Source organism: Neisseria sp. P0009.S007 (genome assembly GCF_051962515.1).
This window is the reverse complement of sequence record NZ_JBQCVF010000410.1, coordinates 1-1,223: the sequence shown is the minus strand read 5'-3', so window position 1 is coordinate 1,223 and position 1,223 is coordinate 1. Positions and strand designations below refer to the sequence as shown.

The 1,223-nt window shown below is 48.4% G+C and carries 3 protein-coding genes; all 3 read left to right on the top strand.

All coding sequences use genetic code 11. The features are described from left to right. The coding region (locus ACTHS3_RS13695; protein ID WP_440368215.1) for a DUF4178 domain-containing protein at positions 1-558 on the top strand (558 nt) is incomplete at its 5' end. 1 nt (position 559) lies between these two features. Continuing rightward, positions 560-706, top strand: a complete 147-nt coding sequence (locus ACTHS3_RS13690; RefSeq protein ID WP_162837292.1) for a hypothetical protein — start codon at positions 560-562, stop codon at positions 704-706. Further along, positions 703-1,086, top strand: coding sequence for an adenosylmethionine decarboxylase (speD, locus tag ACTHS3_RS13685; RefSeq protein WP_070607994.1), 384 nt, complete (start codon positions 703-705; stop codon positions 1,084-1,086). The genes ACTHS3_RS13690 and speD overlap by 4 nt, the downstream gene beginning before the upstream one ends. Positions 1,087-1,223: the final 137 nt, after the last annotated feature.

The window sequence follows — 1,223 nt, the reverse complement described above, 5'->3', positions numbered from 1 at the left end:
ACATTGGCACCAGAAGGGCAGTGGACAGAGTATCTGCTTTACAACCCAACTCAGGGTTTCTTATGGCTGGTTGAAGCCGATGAAGGTTGGAATATTTCCGAAACCTTGAATGATTGGCCGCGCCTCGACCGCAACCGCCAACCGCAAGGCTATGGCAAACTTTATGACTATGGCGGACGGGTCAGGATTGCCAGCGGAGCGTTTTATTGGCGTGTCCGAAACGGTGATTTGAACTATTACAGCGATTACCGAGACGGACAAAGCCGTAAGATTGGTTCCGAATTAAACAGTCACGAAATGGCATGGACTAGAAGTGCCCCAATTGCTTATCGGGAGATTGCGGACGCGTTTAATCTGACCAGCCAAGCTCCGCATTACACTGCAAACATGGCGGCAGACGGTATTGATAAATCATTAAGAATCATAATGACTGCCATCTTGGTTGTCGTCAATCTCCCTGCGCTTCTGACCGGCGACAGCTCTGCTGCACTTACCGTCATCTTTGTAGGATGCTGGTTGTTGTGGACCATGGGCAAAAAAGACGAGGACGAGGATTAACATGTCGAGAATCACTTACATCATTTTCAGCACCATTATCATCGTCATCTCCATGATTATCAGCTACGGCTCTTCCGATTCTGACGGCTCGCGTATGCACTCCGGAGGCTATTACGGCGGCAGTGGTTATTCTGGAGGCCATAAATGACCCACATGCCCGGTAATCATGGCCTATTGGACTTATACGGTTGCGACGAAGCCATCTTAAAAGATGAAGTCCGTCTGAAAACCGCTTTGGTAGCTGCCGCACAGGCTGCAGAAGCCACCATATTGACCGAACATTTCCACACATTCGGCGGAACTGGCGGCGTAACCGGCGTTTTACTGCTCGCCGAGTCCCATATCAGTATCCATACTTGGCCTGAACACCGCTTCGCCGCTATAGACGCATTTATCTGCGGCGGTATGAAATTGGAAAAAGTGAAGGAAATCTTGTGTAGAGAGTTGACGGCTGAAAGGGCTGTTTGGACGGTTGTGCAACGTGGCGAAGGTATACTGGACGATATACAATCATCGGTTGAACAATAAAATCTGTCAGGCCGTCTGAAAGCATATTTAATCCGTTTTCAGACGGCCTTAAACCTTGTGCTGATTAAACTGAAATATTGACGTTATATGGAAAAAACGCCTTTTTTTAAAACCGATTGCCCAAGCTGTGGTGCGCC

Excerpts from the sequence above, each read along its gene's own strand:
- speD (WP_070607994.1), top strand. The coding sequence starts at position 703 with ATGACCCACATGCCCGGTAATCATGGCCTATTGGACTTATACGGTTGC.
- ACTHS3_RS13690 (WP_162837292.1), top strand. The coding sequence starts at position 560 with ATGTCGAGAATCACTTACATCATTTTCAGCACCATTATCATCGTCATC.